The organism is Spirosoma harenae, assembly GCF_054776975.1.
Map to the genome: position 1 here is coordinate 73,680 of NZ_BAAHBD010000047.1, position 24,249 is coordinate 97,928.

Genomic DNA, 24,249 nt, shown 5'->3' on the forward strand with positions numbered 1-24,249 from the left:
TCACTCCTTCGGCGTTTCTTTCAGCAGCCAGATGTCGGAAATGCGCGAGTTTTGACGCCAGTTCAGATGTGATTCTTCAGGTTGATCGAATGTAACACTGATACGACCGTCCTGCGTGGCCGATAGCGGGACAATCCATTCTTTAACCGTATCCGCTTCGCGATGGTAAACGATCGGTTCCAGACGTTGTCCATCCACGCGTAATAATGCTTCTCCAAACCCAACGACCCGGATGATATAGCGGGCTCCTGGGGCAAGATTATCGTAATCAAGAGCGGGGCAGCGCTGAAACGTTTGGGATGACAGACGAGTGCGGCTGAAGCCATCTTTCCACCAGGCAATGTCGGTTGCATCGTCAGAAATAGTTTTCACCCTCGGGCCTTTACTAATGCTTGATACGTCGTCGTAAAAACTGCCTTTGCCCGGAGTTTCCCATGTACCGATTTCTTTCAGACGTGCTATCTGTTCTTCGCCTGACTTCATGGCTTTTATCTTAACAATTTCATCAGCCAGCCACCAGCGATTATTGAGTGGGTAATCGACAAAATCCAGCAGAGCACCTCGCTCGTAGCCTTTGGCTTTGTATTTCGGAACACTTGTCTGGAGGCCAATCGACGTGAACAAATCAGCACAAAGACTTTCTATTTTCTGTCTTAACTCTGGAGAGATTGGTTTCGTATCTGCTTGATTCACGGCATCGAGTGCCTGCTTCATTGCATTTTCAGTGCCGATAGTTTCAGTCTGGGCTAAATAGGTATTAGCCTTATGCTCAAGCGCTTGTTCGTAGAGTAATCGACGTCGGGTATAGGCATCGTAATAGGCCCGTAGCACAAAAATCTGCCAACGCCAGTTAGATCGTAATGCTGGGTTTTCGGTTTCCAACTTTTTCCAGTAGGCCAACGTTGCTTCGACACCCCCGTTCTCGGCTAAGGGGCCATTCCAGTTTTGTTCGAGTGCCGCAATACCATCAGCTACAGGGGCATCCAGGCTCGGGCCAAAGAAAAAACGACCGTATTCCGCCAAAATCTCGTGAATGTCTTTATCGGCATCCCAGCCACGCATACTCCAGATTACCTTGTTAACATCATCGTGGCAACCATCTGAGTACGATACAAATCCGTCGGTAAACGGAGCTGCGGTAGCCTGGAGTTTCGCAAAGGCATAGGGTCTTGGATTGGGCGCTTCTCGTCCGAGAGTGAGCGCATAGGCCAGATCCCAATGAGCGACTGGAAATTCACAACGAACGTTATGGGTAATGTCTGGATACTGCCGAATCTGATATTGTTTGGGGAGTCGATAGCGAGTTTCGGCCAGATTAGGACTACTCGGGCCATGTACCACACCTGCCAGCCAATCGGGCTTATGCTGAGCCAGGTATGTATAAAAATAATCGACCTGTTCTACACTGAAGCCTTGCAGGGAAAGCCAGATTTTTGCTTTCGGATGGTATTTTACGAGCAATGTATGCAGGTCTTTCAGGAATGGCATAACTTCCCTTGGATGGTTGTCGCCGGGGTCGCCACCGGGGACAAAAATATGATCGAGACGAGGGCAGGCTTTGTAAAATGATTCGTGTAAATCAAGTTCTGCTTTTCGTTTGGTGGCATCCGTGAGCGCAAACGTAGCTGGCGTCCAGACCCAGTAATCAAGGTCGTACTTCTGGCAGATCGCGCTCATCTTTATCCGCATCTCAGGCGCTGGCACCTTAAAATGCGGACTGGGTTTTTCTTCCTCGTGAAACGGAATGCCTTCAACGGCATTGGTACCAAAAATGGCAAGCTCCCGGATATATTGATCGAACTGCGCCACCGTCCAGGCGTCATATGAATTGGCCGTTGTCCGATAGCCCAGTTGATGACCTCGAATTGGATACGCAGGAGCTGACGCAACATTAATTGCCGAAGCCAATTCAAGCCGTTTAGGACTCATTAATAAATTCCGGAGCACCCACGACGTACCAAACAGAATGCCTCTTGCATCAGCTCCAATAATCCAAAGCGTTGTGCCTTTCGACGTAACATCACTAATTACTCGAAATCCTTCAGGCTTTGTTTCTGGCCGAATCTTCTCCTGATTAGCGGGAACAGAGACTCCTTGTAGGTCTTTGTCTGTCGAGAGTACAAAAGCTATACAAACTGGATTGCTTCTGGGCCAGCTTGTAGTAGTGGCTAATGTAATACCCGTTCGTTTGGCAATTTCCTCGCTCAGCATTTGTGGAGCGGTTTCTCGCATAGGCGATGGAATCGACGACGATACCAACATCACAGCTCGTTGAAGCGGAATGGGCTGAGCTATAGATGAATGAATGGCTATTAGTAGGAATGGTAAGAACGACCAGAACCAAAGTCTGAAACCCGCTAATTTCATAAGGGTAGGAATAATCTGGAGTATATTATTGGAGTGCGCGCTGGACTTTGCGAATGGCTTCGGCAAATGATTCCATATCATTTCGGGATCCTAACATGGCATGCTGGAAAATCCAGATGGCCTCATCAGCGCAAGCTCGCTCGGCAACCGGGCAATACGTCTGCGAATAATCGACAGAATCGGGAATGGCGTAGCACATCCAGTTTTTCTGTTGGAAAACGGGTTGCTTGTAAAGCGGATGTGGATAGCCACCCGAACAGGGAAGGCCTTCTGCGGCTAGCGTAGTCACAAATTCGGTCTTTGACTTGTTGCCAAAATAAGCTTTATCGTACCGGAAAATGTATAGATGATAGCTGTGCCGCATAGCTACATTGCCTCGACTTAATGGGGTAATGCCTTTGATATCAGCCAGTAAACTATCCAAATATAAGCCATTTTTATCTCGAGTGATGGTCTGTTCGTCAAGCCGTTTGAGTTGCTGGCTAAGGAGAGAAGCCTGAAGTTGAGTAATTCGGTAATTACACCCCGGATTAAAATGGTCGTACCATTGCCCATGCGGCAACCGGCCGACGTTCCGCAACGAATTCATGGTTTCATACAAAGCGTCATCATTCGTAATGACCATTCCTCCTTCGCCTGATGTCAGATTTTTAGAGGATTGAAAGCTGAAACTTCCTACATCGCCTATGGAACCCAGTTTTTTTTCCTTGTATTCAGCTCCATGTGCATGTGCGCTGTCTTCAATGACCCGCAGTTTATGTCGACGGGCAATAGCCATAATAGCGTCCATGTTGCAGGGGAATCCGGCAAAATGGACGGGAATAATTGCTTTAGTTCGTTCGGTAATGGCCGCTTCAATAGCGGATGGGTCAAGATTATAGGTATCGGGCTCAATATCAACAAATACCGGAACACAATTAACCTCTAATACGACCGATGCCGTTGCGATAAATGTATAGGGAGGGACGATAACTTCATCGCCCGGTTTTACACCACAGGCGATTAAAGCTAATCGAAGAGAAACTGATCCATTGACGCAGCTAAGCGCGTATTTAGTACCGCAATAGTCAGCAAATTGCTGCTCGAATTCTGCTACCAGCCCCGCACAATCTGGGTTTCCCCATTGCCCGCTGCGGACTACATCCGCTACGGCCTGTACATCCTGTTCGTCATAAATAGGCCAGGGAAACGCGGTTTTGATGGTTTTTTCGCCACCGTAGATAGCTAACTGCTCTAGTAAATCAGTATGATCCATTCCGTTAAAGACAAATACATCTGTATTAATACGGAACAGAAGGCATGTCAGGCTATTATATCAGGTAAATTCTATCGAGAACTTATAGATAGTGTAGTAAGAGAAAAGCCTCATCTTTAATCAATTACTATGCCATTCCCATTTACGGGAAATCAGTTAGAAAAACATAAAGTCTACAAAACTCAGCCTAATTAGTTGTCTGGTTTGTCTCTAACGATACAAAGTCGGAATTAAATAAACCGTTTGTGTCTACTATCGTTCAGTTTTTGTACATAATAGAAAGAGATATAATCCAATTAAAAAAGAATCGTGGATTACACAAGCAAGGCCACTCTTAAATTACGCAGTTAATGCACTAACATGTAAATATTTATTTATTATCATTTATGGTAAAAAATGCCCACTTTATCAGCCTTTTTTTTTATTCCCCAAATTTTTTGGTTCGCTTATTGCATATGCGTAAATGTTACTAAGCTAGAGGTCATGTACTTAAGTGGCTCCAGCATGTAACCGTAACTTAAGTGATATGAAGTGCTAGGCTGATAGAGGAATCGAGATAGGATAAAAGGTAACTACCGGCTTTCTAATAGTATATAACTGCAAATGAGTTGGTTCTATTAAAAGTGTGGTTACCAGACAGGTTTAAAGGGAATCGATACCACAGTCAGTAGAGTCTTCAGATCATCGTTTAAGCACAGAAATCGACATAAGCCCTGTATTATATACAACAGGTACAACATTTTTCGCTAAGTCACTGAACAAAATGGGACTGAACGGGCGAAGCTGTAATAGTGAACACATTTTTATCCATAAGACATTCTCAATCCATAGAACCAATCATGACTAATAAAATTAAGTATTTGCAGCAAATAAGAGTTCTTGCTGTTAGTTGCTTGGTAGCTTTATTTTTATCATCCTGTGCGTCTATACCACCTAATCCTACCCAGTTAGAATATTTTCAGGACGTAGAAAATGATACGATTTTTCCTGTTCAAATAAAGACGATTGATCCTCCGGTATCCAGAATTCAAAAAGGCGATGTGCTAGGAATTATTGTTACCAGTCTAAGTAAAGAATCAAACGAAGTTCTGAATTTTTATAACGCAAGCTCATTACCACAAACAACCTATACACCAGGCGGAACAGGAGGGAGCCAACTAATAGGATATCCTATTGACTCTTCAGGCTACATTTCAATGCCATACATAGGAAAGCAAAAATTGACCGGCTTAACTCTTCAGCAAGCCGAAGTTAAACTAGAATCAGAGATTGCAAAGACGATAAAAGGCCCAGCTGTGAATGTGCGATTTATAAATCACAAATTCACAGTTATAGGCGAAGTTGGTCGTGGAGGAACATTTAATTTGTCGAACGACCAAACAACAATAATTGATGCTATTACGGCAGCCGGTGATTTGGGGATTTTTGCAAAGAGAGATAGTATAAAAATTATTAGAACTGAAAATGGGCGACGCGAAATGGGAATAGTAAGCTTGCGAACCCGAGAAGTGTTTACGTCGCCATATTATTATATCAAGCACGAAGATATTATTTACGTTGAGCCTACTAAATATAAACTTGTGCCAACCCCACAAAAAATACCAGTATCACAAAGAATTACACTTTATTTATCTGTTTTAACGACGGCTTTGTCAACGTACTTAGCCTTTTCTAGACTTTAAATAACCCATACTAGTCTGACTGGTATATATACTTTTAAGACAGCCTATTCAGCTACAAAATAAATTGCAGCAATGAACAACGACGGATTGACTTTAGAAGAAGAAGAAGAAGTGGGCACTGGTGTCCTGCATTATATTTTTAAGATTTTACGCTATTGGCATTGGATCGCACTAGCTTTGATCGTTAGTTTTACGTATGCGTATATTTATCTGAAAAAATATATTCCTATCTATAAAGTAAATGCAACAATACTTATTAAGGATGATAAAAAACTGAATGACAACATTCTTAACAAGTTGTCTATGAATAATAAAAATAAGCTTGTTGAGAATGAAATAGAAGTTTTAAAGTCAAGAGCACTTGCTGGTAAAGTTATCGACGACCTTAATCTGACCGTTTCTTACTGGCGAGAAGATAAATTTCGTGATACTGAATTGCATACCAATAGCCCTTTTATTGTAAAAAATACTTCACCAACAGATCTTGCCTATATTAGCCCTGTTTACATTAAAATGGTTTCAGATAGTACCTATCAATTACAAGATATTGAGAAAATTGCTTTAGGCGTTTATAACTTTGGCAAGCCAATAAAGACAAAATATGGACAGTTAAATGTTTCTATTAGAGATAGCGTTATCAATAAACGTCAGGAATTTACAAAAGTTACATTTTACGATCGTGATAATTTAGTACAAGGTTTTATTAGTGGCCTTCAAGTGTCGTTGCTAAACCCTCAAAGTAGCCTTATTTTATTAAGCCTCGAAAGCCCAATACCTAAAAAAGGGAAAGATATATTAAAAAAATTGCTGGACGAATATTCAACTACAGCACTGCAGGATAAAAATAGAGAAGCAACTAATACATTGCGATTTATTGAGGAGCGATTAAAGTTAATTACGACAGAATTAGGAGACGTTGAACATAATATCGAAAATTACCGTAAGACACAGGGCGTAGTCGATTTAAGCGATGAGGCCAATTCTTTTTTGAAGAAAGTTGAAGATAATGACTCGAAAATTAATGAAATAGATATTCAATTAAAATTATTAGATGTAGTAGATGAGTATTTAACTAGCCCTCAGGTTGGTGTGATTACGCCGGCTACCATGATGGGAGCAAATGATAATGTTTTGAACTCATACATTACAAAACTAAGTGATCTGGAAGTGGAGCGATCCAAATTGGCTCAGACTGTTCAAGCGGGAAATCCCTCTCTGGAAACATTGAATGCTCAAATCAGGAGTACTAAACAAGCTATGAAAGAGACGCTGGATAAACAAAGAGGGATTTTACGGGCGTCCAGAGCAAATTTAGTGGGAATAAATGCTGGCTTTGAGAACGCTTTGTCAGCTATTCCACGGAAGGAAAGATTATTCGTTGGCATTAAACGCCAGGCAAATATCAAAGAAGACCTGTACTTGTTGCTCTTAAAAACCCGGGAAGAAACTTCTTTATCCTATGCGTCTACAGTCACGGACAGTAGGGTTGTGGATGAACCGTACGCTACCAAATTACCAGTCAGACCAAATACGGGTACTGTCTATTTAATAGCACTTTTGCTAGGCTTAATTGTTCCTATTACCTATATCGTAGTGAAGGAATCGTTGACTAATACTGTACAGTCAAAAAAAGAAATTGAGAAAAAAGTTGGAATAAAAGTTTTTGGCGAAGTTGGCCTTCAACCTAAAGAGAAGAAAGGAGAAATTATCGATATAAGAAGTCGGAGTTTCGTCAGCGAGCAGGTTCGTATGCTGCGGTCGAATATGCGCTATCTATTCCTTGATACCCATGATAGTATTGGTAAAACAATCATGGTTACTTCCTCAATAAGTGGTGAAGGAAAAAGCTTCATGACCCTTAACATTGCTGCATCGCTGGCTTTATTAGGCAAAAAAGTTGTTATACTCGGAATGGACTTGCGGAAGCCTAAAATTCATGAATACTTACAGGCAAATAATTCGACTGGCATGTCGAATTATTTGATAGGACAGTTAGGCCTTTCCGATATTATTCAACTGACTAATATTGAAAACTTATATATCATTCCTAGTGGTCCAACTCCTCCCAATCCGTCGGAATTGATCAGCAAAGGGCGGATTAAGGAATTAATCGCAACGTTAAGACAACCATTCGATTATATTGTAATTGATACTCCACCTTTAGGGTTAGTAACAGATGCAATACTTTTAGAACCTTGTACGGACGTATGCTTCTATTTAGTACGCCATGAAAAAACACCTGTACTCTATTTGAATACAATAAAGGATCTGGTAGATAAGAAAGTGTTTAAATCTATGAATATAATTTTCAATGCCGTAAACTATAAAAATTCCTCTACATACGGATATGGATATGGATATGCTAAAGGAGACTATTATACAGAAGATGATAAGAAAAGCTGGATTGGTAAGCTAGTTAGTAAAGAATCATAAGTACATCATTAGCTTATTAGTTCTAATAATCAAACATGCCTCACATATATTGGCGTATGTTTGATTACCTTCCTAATTTATAATAAAACGCGCCATGTCCTACAGTCAGCAAAATGTCGCAGATAGTAGTTCACTCGGAGCTGATTTTTCCAAAGCGGAGTTTACTCGGCTGAACTATAATTTAGATAGTGGTATACCAGTAAAAAATCCGGTAATTGATTACTTAGAAAAATTCGCCGATATCAATTCGTGGCTGCTTCTTTCTATAAACGATAATATTGAATTAAAATCACTTAAAGACTCGGAGCACTTATTCGTTGATGATTTTCTGACTAAAGCGCACAATCCCAACTTATTATTCGATCAAATTAGACGAAAAATTCCGTTTAATAGTTATTTTGCTTTTACAACCATTACCGCTGAAAATATTAAGGGCCGAATCCAGAATGAGTTCACCTTCTCTTCATTTATCGTTTATTACCCTATTTACTTTTTCTTCAGGCGATTCCTTCCCAAATTAAAAGGCTTTCGAAAAATATGTAGGCTGCTTTCTATTCCTGTAGATATGTCTAAAGCCGAAATAATAGGGCGACTTATTTACAAAGGTTTCAAGATTGTTGATATCGTCGATACGGGTATTGAAACTACAATTGTTACACAAATCAATGTATTTGAGAATCCGAGTGCATCAAAATCTCAACCCTGTGAAGGTTTTTTATTTAAAATGAATCGACTGGGTAAAGGTGGAAAGACAATAACGATTTATAAATTTCGCTCGATGCATCCTTATGCTGAATACTTACAGGATTATATCCATAAAATGAATGGATTAGATACGGGTGGTAAGTTTAAGAATGATTTTCGAGTGAGTACGGGTGGACGAATACTTCGTAAATACTGGATTGATGAGTTACCAATGCTTTTTAATCTTTTGCGGGGAGATATTAAATTAATTGGTGTTCGACCAATTAGTGAACATTATTTAAGCTTATATCCTAAAGACGTACAGTCATTAAGAAATGGCTATAAGCCTGGCTTGCTACCTCCTTTTTATGCTGATATGCCTAAAACATTCGAGGAAATTGTGGCATCGGAAATGAATTACTTTAAGCAATATGACCAGGCTCCGCTGAAAACAGACTTAGTATATTTTCTAAGAATAGTAAAAAATATAGTGATTCATAAGGCACGAAGTAAGTAGGCCAATTGTAACAAGTACCTGATAGTGAATAAGTTTATTGAGCAAATACAGATGGTTGATTTGAGAAATCAATACCTCAAAATTAAGCCAACAGTCGATGCGGCAATTCAGGCTTGTATCGATACCACAACATTTATAAAAGGTCCACAGGTAAGTACGTTTGAGCTGCAGTTAGGGAAGTATCTGAATGTGAAGCAGGTTATTTCATGTGCTAACGGTACTGATGCATTGCAACTTGCGATCATGGCTCTGGGACTAAAACCAGGCGATGAAGTTATCGTGCCTGCTTTCACTTATATAGCTACGGCTGAGGTAATTGCATTGCTTGGGTTGAAGCCAGTTATGGTGGACGTAGATTCCCGGACTTTCACGCTCAATCAGTCGCTTGTTGAACAAGCGATTTCGTCGAAGACGAAGCTGGTTGTTCCCGTTCACTTGTTTGGACAATGCGCTGATATGGAAGGTATTATGAGTATCTGCGCAGATTATAACCTGCTCGTTGTGGAAGACAATGCACAGGCAATTGGTGCAACCTATACGTTCAGCGATGGTGATTCGCTGGCGGCTGGTACTATCGGTGATCTGGGTACAACTTCGTTTTTCCCGTCTAAAAATTTAGGTTGCTTTGGAGATGGCGGTGCCGTTTATACAAATCATGATGAACTGGCAGGTATTGTCAGAATGATTGCTAATCATGGGCAGATAAAGAAGTATTACCACGAAATAGTTGGCGTTAATTCCAGGCTGGATTCTATTCAGGCTGCTATTTTGATTGAGAAACTGAACTACCTGCCTACTTACACGCAGACACGCCAGCAAGTGGCCGACGTATATGATAGAGCGTTCGAGAATATTGATGCCGTAGAAATTCCTTATCGAATGGCAAATTCTACGCATGTGTTTCATCAATATACCTTAAAAGTACCGGCAACCAAACGAGATGGTCTGAAAGATTACCTGCAGCAAAAAGGTATTCCTACAATGGTATACTACCCATCTCCTCTGAATAGTCAAAAAGCGTATCGTGGACTCGGCCGAGTTGTTGGTGACTTAGCCGTTACGCATGATTTATGCAAACGGGTCATCTCGCTGCCTATGCACACTGAATTGACGGAATCTCAGTTAAACTATATTACCGAAACTGTTTGTGAGTACTTCGCCTGAATCCGTAAACACTGTTTTTATCCATCCTTCTGCGATTATTGATGACGGTTGCCAGATTGGCGAAGGCACTAAGATCTGGCACTTTTCCCATATTATGCCGGGCTGCAAATTAGGTAAGAACTGTAACATCGGTCAGAACGTGGTGATTTCGCCAGAAGTTGTACTGGGGAATAATGTCAAGGTTCAAAATAACGTGTCGATTTATACAGGGGTTAGCTGCGACGACGACGTATTTCTTGGGCCATCTATGGTATTTACAAATGTTTCCAATCCGCGAAGCGCTGTAAATCGTAGAAATCAATACGAAAAAACGCATGTGGGCAAAGGCGCGAGTATTGGCGCGAACGCAACCATCGTATGTGGGAATACTATTGGTGAATATGCCTTTGTCGGTGCGGGGGCCGTCGTAACGAAAAATGTACCCCCCTATGCATTGGTAATTGGTAATCCAGCCCGACAACTGGGCTGGATCAGCGAATACGGACATCGACTAGTATTTGATAGTAATGGGCTTGCTGCTTGCCCGGAAAGCGGGATAATCTACGAACTGAAAAATGGTAAAATCTCTACAACAGTCTAACAATCCACTCATCTTAAAATGAAAAAATTTGCTCTTATTGGAGCAGCAGGATTTGTTGCTCCCCGCCACCTGAAGGCCATTAAAGATACTGGGAACCAATTGGTAGCCGCTTTTGATAAATTCGATTCAGTAGGTGTTATGGACAGCTATTTTCCAAGCGCCGATTTCTTTACTGAATTTGAGCGATTCGACCGGCAGATTGATAAACTACGGCGTCAGGGAAATTCGATTGATTACCTCACGATTTGTAGTCCGAACTATTTGCACGATGCACATATTCGATTTGGTTTGCGGAGCGGAGCCGAGGTGATCTGCGAAAAACCACTTGTGCTCAATCCCTGGAATATTGATGCATTGGCTGAGATGCAGATTGAAACGGGCAAAACAGTCCAGAATATTCTTCAGCTTCGATTGCATCCCAGTATCATTAGTCTTAAAAAACGAATAGATGAAGGACCGACAGACAAAATATATGATGTTGATCTGGCCTACATTACGTCTCGTGGCAAATGGTATAATATAAGCTGGAAAGGAGACGATGCGAAATCAGGAGGCATTGCTACGAATATAGGCGTTCACTTTTTTGACATGCTTACCTGGATATTTGGAAAGGTGCATCAGAATATTGTTCATGTCCGTGAACGCAATACGGCATCAGGCTATCTGGAGCTGGAAAAGGCTCGGGTCCGATGGTTTTTAAGTACTGATTATGAATCACTTCCGGAATCCGTCAAGCTAAATAACAGACAAACATATCGCTCACTGAAAATGGAAGGCGAGGAAATAGAGTTTAGTGATGGATTTACGGATTTGCATACAAAAAGTTACGAGCAAATTTTGGCAGGCAACGGATTTGGCCTTCTTGAAGCGTATCCATCAATCGAGATAGTGCATGTCATTCGGAACGCTAACATAAATCAGCTTCGGGGAGAACATCATCCAATGGCACTGAATCGTCGATATCGATTAGCTGCATAAAGCTATTGGCTACAAACCAGTTACACTTATATTTTGAAAACGAGTGACAGCCAACGAAAATAAATACGCTAATTCAATAACTCCTCAGAATGGCCTGATCAGCCTACGGTTGGGTGAAATATGGCAATACCGCGACTTGCTAATCCTGTTCGTACGACGCGATTTTGTGGCTAAATATAAACAGACTATCCTTGGTCCTCTGTGGTTTTTCATTCAGCCAATTTTTCAGACATTGATACTATCAATCGTGTTTAGTGGAATGGCAAAACTGTCAACAGATGGTATTCCTCCAATGCTTTTTTACCTGGCTGGTGTTACTGCATGGACTTATTTCTCCAGTTGTCTGCGTGCAACCTCAAATACATTTACAACCAATGCGTCGTTGTTTGGCAAAGTATATTTCCCCAGAGCTATTACGCCACTATCGATTATTGTCAGCAATCTAATTCAGTTTAGCATTGGTCTAGTACTTTTTCTGATCATGTATTTGTATTACCTGCTGAAAGGCGATCATGTATATCCAAACGCTACACTTTTTCTATTGCCACTCCTTATTCTGACGATGGGGCAGATGGGACTTGGCTTGGGTATGATCATTTCAGCAATGACGACAATCTATCGCGACTTACAACACTTAGTTGAGTTAGGCGTACAACTATTGATGTATGCAACTCCGGTCATTATCCCATTATCGTCTGTGCCGGAAAAATATAGATTTATTATGTTATGCAATCCAATGACAGGGATTATTGAAACATTCAAATTCGGCTTTTTTGGTGTAGGTACATTCTCGTGGTTATTACTGGCCTATTCCACAATATTTTCAATAATTGTGCTACTACTCGGACTGATTATATTTAATCGTACAGAAAAGAATTTCATGGATACTGTTTAATAGATAAAAAGTAGAATATCATACGTTATGATTGCACAGTTTACGTCTTTTCTATTTTGTAGCTTCTGCTTTTTTACAATTGGAGCGTTACTTAAAAAGTTAACAAAATGGTCTATATCTTATTACTTTGATTTTTTAGTCGGCCTGGCAGTAACGAATGGATTATTTACCTTTATCTCAATTCTTTATCCAATCAATGATATAACTATTTTGCTATTTGTCAGTACGCTGATTATATTACTATTGATAAACAGGGAATGGTTGAGAATGTATTATGCTCATATGTTCCGAAAACTGAAACAGACTGTAAATAATAGTCCAATCATATTTTCGATAATCTGTATTTTTATTATAATCACTTTTTTTCAATCTCTGTATTCACCATCATTACATTATGATGCTGCATTGTATCATGTGCCAAGCATAATGTGGGCGCAGAAATACCCAGCCATACAAGGGTTGGTTCATCTTAATATTTTCTTTGGTTATAATTTTAATATTTTTCCTTTATACGCAATTTTTTCACTTAGTTCATTATTTCACCAACCTGTTTATTCGATCAATTTTACATTAGTATTCTTTTTTAGTATTTGGGTCTTCTCAGAAATTGATAAAGCAACTTCGAATAAATATTATATATATGCACTTTGCTTTCTATTGATAGTGTATTATTTCATTGAGAATTTCTGGATTCATGTTTCAACGCCATCAAATGATATAGCTGTCTACATTCTGTTAGTATCAATACTGCTATCGCTTATTAAAATTGACGCTAATAAAGATAGTATATTCCCAATACTTATTTTATCGGTGTATTGTATTACTGTGAAACTATCTGCTGGCCCAATTTTACTAGTAGCACTATATGCTTTACTGTTGAAATATTATTGGCACAATAAGAGGAAAGCAATACTGACTACTATACTTAGTAGTTTTATTTTAGGTACATGGCTAATTAAAAATGTAATAATTACCGGCTGGCTATTATTTCCTTTTCCCTATATAGATTTATTTTCTTTTGACTGGAAAGTCCCGATAGAAAATGTAATCCATCAAAAAACAATAATTAAAGATTATTACATTCCAGTTCAGGCTAGAAGCACTTTCTGGTTAAAAGCCTGGTTGCTCAACCAAACAAAGTTAGATCTGGCTGTTATTCTTATCACAAGCATTACATTATTGGTACTCGTTATCCAATTGCTTTTGAGAAGAATTGCACTAAAGCCAAACTACATACTTGCGATTTTGGTATCAATAGCAGGAATCGCATTCATGTTTATAAATTCCCCAAGTCTTCGCTACTGTATTGCCTTCTTTTTGTCTGTTACATCATTGTCAGTAAATGCATCCAATATAAAATTTAAATATAGCCAATATGCTTTTTATGGATTATCAACAATAGTTATCATACTTTTTTTGAAAAGCAATTGGTTTCACCCCTGGCATTTTGCCAAAAATATTTCAAACAGATTAATAGTGCCTTACCCACTTGTTGCACTAGATACGAAGAGATTTAATTATTTTATGATTGACGACAAAGTAAAATGTTATTATCCACTGGATACGGATCAATGCTACGATCAAGTAATTCCCTGTACATCATTCAAATCTGAAAATATACATTTAAGGGGGAAGAGCATAGAGCAAGGTTTTTATACTAGTTTCTCAGAAAAATAAAGTTAGGTTATAGATGAAACCTATTATTAGAATCGAAAATCTTTCTAAGCAATACCGTTTAGGTTCAATAGGAACAGGAACGGTTCGTGAGGACTTTCAGAGATGGTTGTATAGACTACAGGGAAAAGAAGATCCCTTCCTGAAAATAGGAGAAACTAATAATCGAAGTGTCAAAGGTAATAGCGAATATGTTTGGGTACTAAAGAATATAAATTTTGAGGTAAAACAGGGTGATGTACTTGGCATCATTGGTAAAAATGGAGCAGGTAAGTCAACACTCTTAAAAATATTATCAAAAATCACGGGTCCAACCACAGGGCGGGTTGATTTTGATGGCCGTATTAGTAGTTTGCTAGAAGTAGGAACAGGCTTTCATCCAGAGCTATCGGGTCGGGAGAATATATTTCTGAATGGCGCTATTTTAGGAATGACTAAACATGAAATACGTTCGAAACTTGATGAAATAATCGATTTTTCCGGTTGTGAACGCTATATCGATACTCCTGTAAAGCGTTATTCCAGTGGAATGGTTGTACGACTTGGTTTCGCCGTTGCTGCTAACTTAAATCCTGAAATATTAATTGTAGATGAAGTGCTTGCAGTTGGTGATGCGGAATTTCAAAAAAAGGCTATTGGCAAAATGCAGGATGTAAATAAGAATGAAGGAAGAACAGTCTTATTTGTTAGTCATAACATGACTATGATCACTGACATATGTAATAGAGCACTCTTATTGGAAAACGGCGAAATAGTAGCAAATGATAGCGTAAAAAACGTATTATTAGAATATTTTCTGGAAGATGAGATAATTACCAAAAAAGAATGGTTAGGGATGAATGCCCCTGGTAATGATACGATTAAACTAAGAAAAGCCTATATAATAAATAAAGCTAATGAAATAATAGATCATGCATTTATAGATCAGGAAATTGGATTATGTGTTGAATATGAAATAATGGAAGATGTTGACTTTTTTACACATGGGATTAATGTTTTTAACAGCACAGAAGTACATTTATTTTCATCTCATGATAGCTTGAACTTTGATCGAAGAAAAAAGCTGAAAAAAGGATTATATTCGACTAAAGTGTGGTTACCTGCTAATTTACTGCAAAATGATTTGATCGAATTTAGTTTTGCCTGTATGCGATATGACCCCTTTGAATTGCTATTTCACGAACTGAATGTGTTAAAGCTAAGCATATTAGAAAACTCGAATACATTAACGCGTAATGAAAGCTATAAAGGGAAATTGCCAGGCTTAGTTCGCCCACTTTTGATGTGGGAAGAGAGAAAGCTAATAAATAATTAAATCGTATTTAAATCAATCCTGTATAGATTTCAACTTGAAAGATGCAGGATATAATAATTAAAATAGAATTAACTAAAATAGAACGACAGACTATGGAATGGACCGGAGAGCGATATGTACCAACACTAGCTGGTGAGATAGCTTGCGAGCACATGAATAGGTATTACTTTGTGATTAATCAATTTGATTTATCACATAAAACTGTTTTAGATATAGCATCAGGAGAAGGATATGGTACTGATATTTTAGCGCAACATGCTGAATGCGTTTATGGCGTAGACATTAGCGAGGAAGCTATCGAATTCGCTAAACAAAAATATAAAAGAGAAAATATTGTTTTTCGCGTTGGTGAGGCTACCTCTATTCCATTGCCAGCAAATTCCGTTGACTTAGTCGTAAGCTTTGAAACGATTGAACATCTTGACGCGCATAAAGATATGATTGATGAAATTAAACGTGTCATGAAAAAAGATGGCATACTAATTATATCGTCTCCTGATAAATTGAATTTCACTGATAAAACTGAAAACGAAAATCATTTCCATATAAAGGAACTTTATTACGAAGAATTCAAACAATTAATAAATGAAAATTTTACTAAATCGTTTTTCTTTAGTCAAAGAATATTTGTAGGATCAATGATTGCGCTCGACGGAGAAAGCGATGCATATCATAAACCTATCATAATTAACAAACAAGGACAAAAATCGACACTAGAGCCAAAATACAATATAGCTATTGCGACGAATAGCTCTGAATTAAATTTACCATATTCAATCATTAATTACTCAGAAAATAATAAACTAATAATACCAGAAGAGTTATCACATGCCAATTATGAAGGACAATTGTTGATCAATAAAACATTGTCTTATAGACTAGGTAGCTCAATAATAAGACCATTTAAAATAATGAAAAATATGTTAAATGCTTTTCTTTAAAATAGAAAAGCAAAATTTGTGAGTATGATTTTTGTTTACTTATTATAAGTATACTTATCAATTATTAATTGTTTTTAGTAGTGCTCTTTAATAAAATGACAGTTGGTAATACTCAGAAAATTGTAATTGTAATACCGATTTATAAATCAATACCAAATCATTTTGAAGAACTGTCATTTGTTAGATGTTTGAAAGTTCTTAAAAGGCATAGCTTATTCGTGGTTTACCCTGAAAATGTTGATTTGTTATTATATGATAAAATAGCTAAAAAAGAAAATGTTTTTATTGAAAAGATGCCCTTGCCTGAAGGATATTTTATAGATATATATACCTACAGTAAATTACTTACCTCAATAAAATTCTATAATTATTTTATTAGCTTTGACTATATGTTAATATACCAGCTTGATGCTTATGTTTTTACTGATGATTTAATAAAATGGATGCAAAAAGATTATGATTTTATTGGTGCTCCAATATCTGAAAAAACAAACGACTTGATTTTGAAAAAGTTTGAGAGTGATTTTGGCGTAGATTTACAATTGAAAAATTGTTTCTTAAATGGAGGTTTCTCATTAAGAAAAATACAAGCCTGCATAAATGCTATATCTTATAATGAAGCGTTTGTTGAAGAGTTAATCAGTAAATTTTGGCCGGAGGATGTAATTTTTTTATTATTATTTAATAGGAATAATTACAATTTGCCTCATAAACTAGAAGCTATAAAATTTTCCTTTGAAAGTTTCCCTAAAGACTCTTTTAAATTGAATAATAATAAACTGCCAACTGGTTGCCATGCCTGGTATAGAAATGATTTTGATATTCACGATAATGAATTCTGGTTTGAAAAGATTATACCAACTTATTTCTATAAATTAAAAATATTAAATAAAATTCATGTAGCTAAAAAAACTCTAAAATATTATATTGAAAAATAATATATATAGAAGATTTTTTAAGTAATAATCAATGCAAATAGTTTTAATTACAGGAGGCTTAGGTAATCAAATGTTTACTTATGCTTTTTATTTTGTCTTAGCAAAGAGAAGGAAGTTTGAGTACGTTGAAATAGATTTTTTTCAAACAGACAAACATCACTCTGGATACGAGCTAGATAAGATATTTCCAGCTATTACAACACGTTCAATACATTATTATAAGTTGATAAATAAAATTTACAGTAATAATTTAATTAGAAAAATATATAAGAGGAAAATACAACCTGGTGTAAAATATGTTAGCGATATCATGTTAACTCCCTATCCTTTTGTTATTTATGAAGGGTTTTGGCAATCAGAAATGTATTTTGAGTCATTTAAAAACGATATAAGATGTTTGTATAAATTTAATTATAACCTGCTTAATGCTAAAACGAAAGACGCATTAGAAAAAGTAAAAAAAATAAATTCGATAAGTATTCATATAAGACGTGGAGATTATACTGAACATGAGGAATTTAATAATATTTGCACGATAGATTATTATAGAGAAGCAATTGAATTGATAAAAAAAACTGTTAACGAACCGTTGTATTACATATTTAGTGACGATAAAGATTGGGTTAAAGATAATATTACTGAATTTGAGTACACTTTGGTTGATTGGAATAAGGGTTCAGAAAGTTGGCAGGATATGTTTCTGATGAGCAAGTGTAAACATAATATCATAGCAAATAGTACATTTAGCTGGTGGGCTGCATGGTTAAATGAAAATGAAACTAAAGTAATTATAAGTCCGAAAAAGTGGTTTAATAACCTGCCAGAAAATGATATTGTGCCATCTGAATGGATTAGAATTTAATAGTAATGAATAAAAATGATATTATAATAAGTGTAAATATTATTACCTATAACCATGAATCATACATTACACAAGCTCTAGAGGGCGTCTTGATGCAAAAAACTAATTTCTTTTATGAGATAGTTATTTGTGATGATTTTAGTACAGACTCTACGCGTACAATTCTAGAGCACTATCAAAGAACTTATCCGAATATAATTAGGCTTAGATTTCGTGATAGGAATTTGGGATTAAAGTATAATTACTTTGACAATATAAAAGCTTGTGCTGGTAAATATGTAGCTATTTGCGAAGGTGATGATTATTGGACAGATCCATATAAATTACAAAAGCAAGTAGATTTCATGGAGGCACATCCAAACTTTAGCATGTGTTTCCATGAAGCAATTGAAGCTCATCAATATACAGGTCAGCCTTACAGAGAGAATATATTTAGTGTTTTAGAAGATAGAGAATATGTAGGCGAAGAGATACTATCTAACTGGATTATAGCAACCGCATCTGTTGTTTTTCGAAACAATATTAGTTTTGATTTTAACTATATTAATGAATTTCTATTTTACGATATAGTTCTGTTTCTTAGGCTTTGTGAGCATGGTAATGCTTATTGTATGAAACAAACAATGAGTGTATATCGACGACATTCCAATAGTATTACAAATAGTAATTTGAGCTATAAAAATTACATCAAGCATTTGAAATATTTAAATTTAGAGAATCGTAAAAAATATAATAATATTATCAAGAAAGCAATTGCTATAGAATATCTTAAACGAGCCAAGGGTGAATTTAAAAAGAAATCACTCTTTACTTTAAGTTATTTAATTAGGTCTTTATCTTACGATATCACACCTTTCTATTCACTGCTATTAAGTCAAGTAGGGAAATAGATTTTAAGAATTTCTTAACTTAAAATGAATAAGTATTCTGCACCAGTTTTATTTATTATTTTTAATAAAATCGAAGAAACAAAAAAAGTTTTTCAAGCTATTCGAGAGTACAGGCCAGAGAAATTATTCATTGCTTCAGATGGCCCTCGGCATGATATCCCGGAAGAGAAAAAAAAATGTGAGTTAATCAGAGCCTGGGTACTTCAACAAATAGATTGGCCCTGTACTGTTAAAACGTTGTTTAGGCAAGAAAATGTAGGATGTGGCAAGGGGCCTTCTTTAGCTATCGACTGGTTTTTCGAACATGTTAGCGAGGGCATAATTCTGGAAGATGACTGCCTACCTAATAAATCATTTTTTGACTTTTGTAACGCATTACTAGTAAAATACAGAGACAACCATTCGATATCTGCTATCTCTGGAAATAATTTTCAAACTACTCAACCAATGTTTCTAGAGGAGGATTATTATTTTTCTGTATTCCCGTCGAGCTGGGGGTGGGCAACATGGAAAAGGGCATGGACTGGTTTTGATTTTAAACTAGATTCTTGGGATAGCGTAAACCAACGTGAGCTATTACAGTTTCTTTTTCCTGATAAAAAGTTTGCTTTGTGGTGGCAAAAAAAATTTAACTATTTATATAGAGAACAACCACAGGATATGTGGGATTTTCAGTTTCATTATCACAGTATGAAGCACAAAAGATTAGCTATTATTCCTAAGGCTAACCTTGTTTCAAATATCGGACATGGTGAGAACGGTACTCATTTTCAAAATCCAGATAACAGTATTGCTAATTTGCCTACATATAACCTAGAATTACCATTAAGACATCCTGATAGAATCATAAGGAACTACAACGCTGATGTTGAAGTGCAAAAGATGCTTTTTGGCCAAGTTGAAATAGTAAAGCTTATGAAGCAATTCAAAAGACTACTAAAAAGTATAATTCAATAAAATGATTATTGTTTTAGTTAGAAACTAAGACAACTATTCAGCAATATTTAAGCACAATCTATTGATTATGAAATTTAAAATTTTCTTAATAGTTAAATTGCTGAATCGACTCTTTAGTTATAACGAGATTCTGTTGGCAATGTTTGGTAAAACGGAATATCAGTCTTTTTTTGAAAGATTATATCGAATTTCGTTAATAGGTATGAATATTGGTAATGGTGCTTCTCCAGAAGAATCGGGTGAGAAATTTGTAGTAAATTATGTTCACAAAAAGACCTTATTAAATAAAGAATTAGTGATTTTTGATGTCGGAGCTAATGTAGGTCATTATTCTAAAATATTAAATAGTGTATTTGGGCCTAGGGCTAATATCTATGCTTTTGAGCCTTCTAAAAAAACATTCCAGACTTTTCTGAATAACATAGAGAATAGTACTAATGTCCATCCCTATAATATTGGCTTTAGTGCTAAACCACAAGAAATGTGCTTGTATAGCGATAAAGATTCCTCGGCCCTATCAAGTGTTTATAAACGCAGACTCGATCATTTTGATATTGACTTAACTTATTCTGAAAAAATAGCACTCGACACCATAGACGATTTTTGTAAAGAAAACCATATCCATAAAGTAGACTTTTTGAAGATAGACGTAGAGGGCCACGAAATTGATGTACTACAGGGCGCTTCTAATATGCTAACTAATAAAAAAATCACATACATTCAGTTCGAATTTGGTGGATGTAATATAGATTCCAAGACTTATTTTCAAGATTTTTACTATTTGCTTAATAAAAATTATCATATATATAGAATATTAACGGATGGTTTATATCCTATCGATAGATATGAAGAATTCTGCGAGTCATTTATCACTACCAATTATTTTGCAGAGTTAAGGGCTTGATCAAACCAAGTTTTGATTTATGGACTGCCAGCTCTCAATAATAACTATTAATCTCAATAATGATTCTGGATTGAAAAAGACTATCGAGAGCGTTATCTGCCAGTCTTTTATACAATTTGAATTTATAATTATAGATGGCGGATCAACGGATAATAGTTTACACATATTAGATCAATATGCCGATAAAATAACTTACTGGATTTCCGAAGCTGATAATGGAATTTATCACGCCATGAATAAAGGAATTCGTCATGCAAAAGGTAATTATTGTTTGTTCTTAAATTCAGGCGATTGGTTGGTTTCATATAATACTCTTGAAAATGTTTTTGCTACTAAACCTACAGCTGATATAATTTCTGGTAATATTTATTACTACGATAATGAAAATGGGCAAGTAAAGTGGTTAGTTAGATCCCCAGAAAAGATTACCGCAAAAGATTTTTTTTTTAATACACTTCCTCATCAGGCTACTTTTATAAAAAAGAGCTTATTTGACACCATTAGTCTTTATAACGAAAACCTTAAAATAGCATCAGATTGGCTTTTTTTTTTAGAAGCAATTCTAGTTAGGAACAGCTCTTATTTTCATTATCAAGATGCTGTAGCTTATTTCAACATGGACGGTATTAGTTGTGATCCCGCTACAAATATGTTACCTCGGCAGGAACAGCTTAGCGTTTTGCGTGAAAAATATCCGTTGTTTTTATCTGATTATGAGCGTTTTGACAAACTAGAAAGGCAATCGCAACACTGGCTGGAAAGCCGTGAATATAAGGTTTACAAATTCTTAGAACGTACTGGAATAATTCGATTAGGGGTCTTTTGTCGACGCTTAAAACGTGGCTTGCAACGTACAATATTAAGTCTGTTCTGACGATGAGAAAATTATTGAAAAACATCGCCCAGCGTTTTGGGTACGATATTTTGCATCTGCCGACAGATCCACTGTTACGGCAGCAGCTTGATTTGCTTAGGAAATACGGAATTAATTTGATTTTCGACGTAGGGGCCAATACGGGCCAGTTTGGACAACGACTTCGTAAATTGGGATTTACTGGCCAAATCGTTTCGTTTGAACCCCTGCCTGACGCCTTTCTCCAGGCAAAATTTACGGCTGATCAGGATGGAGACTGGACTGTTGTGCATACTGCGATTGGTAATTTTATTGGAGAAACCCATCTAAATGTTTCCCAAAATTCCTACAGCAGTTCTATCCTGGATGTGCTGCCTGTACATGTAGCAAGTGCCCCAGAGTCCATTTCACTTCGTAAAATCAATGTGCCGGTTCAGACTATTGATTCGCTTATCGATCAATATTACACAGACGATTCCCGATTGTATGTCAAGATTGATACACAGGGATATGAAAAACAGGTTTTTGAAGGATGTCTGCGTTCGCTGGACAAAATTAGCGGCTTTCAGATGGAGTTGTCACTATTACCCTTGTACGAAGGTGAAACCCTTATGTTCGACATGGTAAACCTATTGCGTGAATATGGATTCAAACTCATGCTGCTGGAAGCTGGTCACCGCAACTATGATACGGGCGAGATTTTGCAGGCGGAAGGCTATTTCTATCGGGAAACGGCTTAATTAACACTAGAGAAACATAAACGTACATAAGGTAAACTATTCGGAAACTATGGTTCGATCACTCAAACGAGGTTTACATACCGCCGTCAATGGATTAGGATATGAATTGAAGAAAATCCAACAGAATAAGTTTTCAAACCAGACAGACGAAGGATTTTATCTTGATACAAAGGGGTTTAGTAAGATTCAATACGGTTGCGGTACAAAATTGCTGAACGATTGGGTTAATGTAGATTCGTTGCCCATAGAACTGTTAGCGGCCTGGCGTGAAACCCAAATCCCTGACGCCAGCCAGCATCCGGTCGACTCATTTTATTTTCGGACACTAGATCTTACCTCCCGACAGCCTTTTGCGGATAATAGTTTTGAGTACGGTTTCTGTGAAGATTTTATTGAACATCTTTCTCAGGCTGATTCGATTACCTTTTTAAGTGAATGCTTTCGGGTACTAAAACCCGGCGGTGTGCTCCGGATGAGTTTCCCTGGCCTGGAGGGTGTTCTGCAAAATCATTATTTCAGACCAACATCGTACAAATCGGCCTACAACGCGAGGCTGGATTGCTATGATCAGTGGGGACATATTCATTTCTACAGTCGTGAAGAACTTCGGCTAGTGGCTACCCATCTGGGTTATTCCCGAATAACGTTCACTACATATGGAGTCTCTACTCATAGCGTGCTGAACGACCTGGAAACTCGTGCCAATCAGGATAAAGTTAATACGTACGTAGAACTGCAAAAGTAAACTTCTGAGCTACGGTTACGTTCAGTTGTATGCAAAAGAAGCTTTCGATTATTACCATCAATTGGAATAATGCGACTGGTTTGCGACAAACCATCGAAAGCGTAACGTCTCAGTTAACTAGCCATTGCGAATACATAGTGATTGATGGAAATTCAGACGATGGGAGCCAGGAAGTAATCAAGGAATATACTAGCTACATTACTTACTGGCAATCAGAACCTAAGGCTGGTATTTACAGCGATATGAACAAAGGAATCGCTAGAGCTACGGGTGAGTATTGTTTGTTCCTAAACTCCGGCGATTGGTTAAACAAAGGAATCCTGAAGGAAGCGATCAGTGAATGTACAGGCGAGGATATCATTTATTTTAACACGTATTTAAGCTATGATAACAACCGCTTTGAGGCCGTACGATACTCCCCGGCTCTAACCATGCGTAGTTTTTTTAAACACACCATAGGTCACCAGTCGACGCTAATAAAACGAGTATTGTTTTCCCGGCATGGAATGTATGATGAAACCCTGCATTTGCACGCCGATTATGCCTTCTGGATAAAATCCATCATACTCGAAAACGCGACGTACAAATATGTGAACAAGTTCCTGGCTTACTACGACATGAACGGACAAAGTTCACAATCCAACAAATATACAATACAGGAAATCAGCACTGTACTGGATCAAAGTTTACCCAAACGAGTGCTAGCCGATTACGATTACTGGCACAAACGGGAGCGCGAGATGGAAATATTAGCTTGGTACAAAAACCAGAAAGTACTCTACACGATGCTGGTATTTTTCTATAAGGTCGTGAAGAAACTCCGCAAATTAGTTGCGGTAAAAGTACCGTTTAACCCAATGATTGATAGATAAACA

Annotated in this window: 21 protein-coding genes; 19 read left to right on the forward strand and 2 right to left on the reverse strand. The window is 37.3% G+C overall.

Going from position 1 to position 24,249, the window contains the following annotated elements:
* Complete coding sequence (locus tag ACYVE4_RS31345; protein WP_461044372.1) at positions 1–2,367, reverse strand: hypothetical protein; 2,367 nt, start codon at positions 2,365–2,367, stop codon at positions 1–3.
* A 25-nt stretch (positions 2,368–2,392) separates the two neighbouring features.
* Positions 2,393–3,622 (reverse strand): DegT/DnrJ/EryC1/StrS family aminotransferase, encoded by a 1,230-nt coding sequence (locus ACYVE4_RS31350; RefSeq protein ID WP_461044373.1) that lies wholly within the window; start codon positions 3,620–3,622, stop codon positions 2,393–2,395.
* Positions 3,623–4,461: 839 nt separating this feature from the next.
* On the opposite strand from ACYVE4_RS31350, the gene ACYVE4_RS31355 reads away from it, so the two are divergent.
* The 19 genes from ACYVE4_RS31355 to ACYVE4_RS31445 all read left to right on the forward strand — a co-directional run bounded on the left by ACYVE4_RS31355 (position 4,462) and on the right by ACYVE4_RS31445 (position 24,246).
* Positions 4,462–5,304, forward strand: a complete 843-nt coding sequence (locus ACYVE4_RS31355) for a polysaccharide biosynthesis/export family protein (protein ID WP_461044374.1) — start codon at positions 4,462–4,464, stop codon at positions 5,302–5,304.
* A 72-nt stretch (positions 5,305–5,376) separates the two neighbouring features.
* The gene (locus ACYVE4_RS31360; protein ID WP_461044375.1) at positions 5,377–7,737 is read left to right on the forward strand and encodes a GumC family protein; all 2,361 of its coding nucleotides are present in this window, start codon (positions 5,377–5,379) and stop codon (positions 7,735–7,737) included.
* A 94-nt stretch (positions 7,738–7,831) separates the two neighbouring features.
* The gene (locus ACYVE4_RS31365) at positions 7,832–8,938 is read left to right on the forward strand and encodes a sugar transferase (protein ID WP_461044376.1); all 1,107 of its coding nucleotides are present in this window, start codon (positions 7,832–7,834) and stop codon (positions 8,936–8,938) included.
* A gap of 24 nt (positions 8,939–8,962) precedes the next feature.
* Entirely contained in the window at positions 8,963–10,102 is a 1,140-nt protein-coding gene (locus ACYVE4_RS31370) for a DegT/DnrJ/EryC1/StrS family aminotransferase (RefSeq protein WP_461044377.1), read from the forward strand.
* Positions 10,086–10,682 (forward strand): acyltransferase, encoded by a 597-nt coding sequence (locus tag ACYVE4_RS31375; protein ID WP_461044378.1) that lies wholly within the window; start codon positions 10,086–10,088, stop codon positions 10,680–10,682. The genes ACYVE4_RS31370 and ACYVE4_RS31375 overlap by 17 nt, the downstream gene beginning before the upstream one ends.
* 18 nt (positions 10,683–10,700) lie before the next feature.
* A complete protein-coding gene (locus ACYVE4_RS31380; RefSeq protein WP_461044379.1) occupies positions 10,701–11,660 on the forward strand; it encodes a Gfo/Idh/MocA family oxidoreductase in 960 nt (319 codons plus the stop codon).
* 43 nt (positions 11,661–11,703) lie between these two features.
* A complete protein-coding gene (locus tag ACYVE4_RS31385) occupies positions 11,704–12,555 on the forward strand; it encodes an ABC transporter permease (RefSeq protein WP_461044380.1) in 852 nt (283 codons plus the stop codon).
* 27 nt (positions 12,556–12,582) lie between these two features.
* Complete coding sequence (locus ACYVE4_RS31390) at positions 12,583–14,232, forward strand: LIC_10190 family membrane protein (protein ID WP_461044381.1); 1,650 nt, start codon at positions 12,583–12,585, stop codon at positions 14,230–14,232.
* A gap of 13 nt (positions 14,233–14,245) precedes the next feature.
* Positions 14,246–15,544: an ABC transporter ATP-binding protein gene (locus ACYVE4_RS31395; protein WP_461044382.1), complete on the forward strand. Its 1,299-nt coding sequence runs from the start codon at positions 14,246–14,248 to the stop codon at positions 15,542–15,544.
* A 41-nt stretch (positions 15,545–15,585) separates the two neighbouring features.
* A complete protein-coding gene (locus tag ACYVE4_RS31400) occupies positions 15,586–16,485 on the forward strand; it encodes a class I SAM-dependent methyltransferase (protein ID WP_461044383.1) in 900 nt (299 codons plus the stop codon).
* Between the two features lie 95 nt (positions 16,486–16,580).
* Entirely contained in the window at positions 16,581–17,423 is an 843-nt protein-coding gene (locus tag ACYVE4_RS31405; protein ID WP_461044384.1) for a DUF5672 family protein, read from the forward strand.
* A gap of 31 nt (positions 17,424–17,454) precedes the next feature.
* Complete coding sequence (locus ACYVE4_RS31410; RefSeq protein WP_461044385.1) at positions 17,455–18,285, forward strand: alpha-1,2-fucosyltransferase; 831 nt, start codon at positions 17,455–17,457, stop codon at positions 18,283–18,285.
* Positions 18,286–18,290: 5 nt separating this feature from the next.
* Positions 18,291–19,175 carry a glycosyltransferase family 2 protein gene (locus tag ACYVE4_RS31415; protein WP_461044386.1) on the forward strand — a complete coding sequence of 295 codons (885 nt, stop codon included), beginning with the start codon at positions 18,291–18,293 and terminating at the stop codon, positions 19,173–19,175.
* 24 nt (positions 19,176–19,199) lie between these two features.
* Positions 19,200–20,132: a nucleotide-diphospho-sugar transferase gene (locus ACYVE4_RS31420; RefSeq protein ID WP_461044387.1), complete on the forward strand. Its 933-nt coding sequence runs from the start codon at positions 19,200–19,202 to the stop codon at positions 20,130–20,132.
* A gap of 67 nt (positions 20,133–20,199) precedes the next feature.
* Entirely contained in the window at positions 20,200–21,036 is an 837-nt protein-coding gene (locus tag ACYVE4_RS31425; RefSeq protein WP_461044388.1) for an FkbM family methyltransferase, read from the forward strand.
* A gap of 19 nt (positions 21,037–21,055) precedes the next feature.
* Positions 21,056–21,910, forward strand: a complete 855-nt coding sequence (locus ACYVE4_RS31430; protein ID WP_461044389.1) for a glycosyltransferase family 2 protein — start codon at positions 21,056–21,058, stop codon at positions 21,908–21,910.
* A 2-nt stretch (positions 21,911–21,912) separates the two neighbouring features.
* A complete protein-coding gene (locus tag ACYVE4_RS31435) occupies positions 21,913–22,629 on the forward strand; it encodes an FkbM family methyltransferase (protein WP_461044390.1) in 717 nt (238 codons plus the stop codon).
* Between the two features lie 49 nt (positions 22,630–22,678).
* Positions 22,679–23,374: a class I SAM-dependent methyltransferase gene (locus ACYVE4_RS31440; RefSeq protein ID WP_461044391.1), complete on the forward strand. Its 696-nt coding sequence runs from the start codon at positions 22,679–22,681 to the stop codon at positions 23,372–23,374.
* A gap of 29 nt (positions 23,375–23,403) precedes the next feature.
* Positions 23,404–24,246, forward strand: coding sequence for a glycosyltransferase family 2 protein (locus tag ACYVE4_RS31445; RefSeq protein ID WP_461044392.1), 843 nt, complete (start codon positions 23,404–23,406; stop codon positions 24,244–24,246).
* The last annotated feature ends 3 nt before the right edge of the window (positions 24,247–24,249 follow it).

Bases quoted from the DNA above. Each gene is read 5' to 3' on its own strand.
- ACYVE4_RS31345 (WP_461044372.1), bottom strand. From the start codon at position 2,367: ATGAAATTAGCGGGTTTCAGACTTTGGTTCTGGTCGTTCTTACCATTC.
- ACYVE4_RS31350 (WP_461044373.1), bottom strand. From the start codon at position 3,622: ATGGATCATACTGATTTACTAGAGCAGTTAGCTATCTACGGTGGCGAA.
- ACYVE4_RS31355 (WP_461044374.1), top strand. From the start codon at position 4,462: ATGACTAATAAAATTAAGTATTTGCAGCAAATAAGAGTTCTTGCTGTT.
- ACYVE4_RS31360 (WP_461044375.1), top strand. From the start codon at position 5,377: ATGAACAACGACGGATTGACTTTAGAAGAAGAAGAAGAAGTGGGCACT.
- ACYVE4_RS31365 (WP_461044376.1), top strand. From the start codon at position 7,832: ATGTCCTACAGTCAGCAAAATGTCGCAGATAGTAGTTCACTCGGAGCT.
- ACYVE4_RS31380 (WP_461044379.1), top strand. From the start codon at position 10,701: ATGAAAAAATTTGCTCTTATTGGAGCAGCAGGATTTGTTGCTCCCCGC.
- ACYVE4_RS31390 (WP_461044381.1), top strand. From the start codon at position 12,583: ATGATTGCACAGTTTACGTCTTTTCTATTTTGTAGCTTCTGCTTTTTT.
- ACYVE4_RS31395 (WP_461044382.1), top strand. From the start codon at position 14,246: ATGAAACCTATTATTAGAATCGAAAATCTTTCTAAGCAATACCGTTTA.
- ACYVE4_RS31400 (WP_461044383.1), top strand. From the start codon at position 15,586: ATGCAGGATATAATAATTAAAATAGAATTAACTAAAATAGAACGACAG.
- ACYVE4_RS31405 (WP_461044384.1), top strand. From the start codon at position 16,581: ATGACAGTTGGTAATACTCAGAAAATTGTAATTGTAATACCGATTTAT.
- ACYVE4_RS31410 (WP_461044385.1), top strand. From the start codon at position 17,455: ATGCAAATAGTTTTAATTACAGGAGGCTTAGGTAATCAAATGTTTACT.
- ACYVE4_RS31415 (WP_461044386.1), top strand. From the start codon at position 18,291: ATGAATAAAAATGATATTATAATAAGTGTAAATATTATTACCTATAAC.
- ACYVE4_RS31420 (WP_461044387.1), top strand. From the start codon at position 19,200: ATGAATAAGTATTCTGCACCAGTTTTATTTATTATTTTTAATAAAATC.
- ACYVE4_RS31425 (WP_461044388.1), top strand. From the start codon at position 20,200: ATGAAATTTAAAATTTTCTTAATAGTTAAATTGCTGAATCGACTCTTT.
- ACYVE4_RS31430 (WP_461044389.1), top strand. From the start codon at position 21,056: ATGGACTGCCAGCTCTCAATAATAACTATTAATCTCAATAATGATTCT.
- ACYVE4_RS31435 (WP_461044390.1), top strand. From the start codon at position 21,913: ATGAGAAAATTATTGAAAAACATCGCCCAGCGTTTTGGGTACGATATT.
- ACYVE4_RS31440 (WP_461044391.1), top strand. From the start codon at position 22,679: ATGGTTCGATCACTCAAACGAGGTTTACATACCGCCGTCAATGGATTA.
- ACYVE4_RS31445 (WP_461044392.1), top strand. From the start codon at position 23,404: ATGCAAAAGAAGCTTTCGATTATTACCATCAATTGGAATAATGCGACT.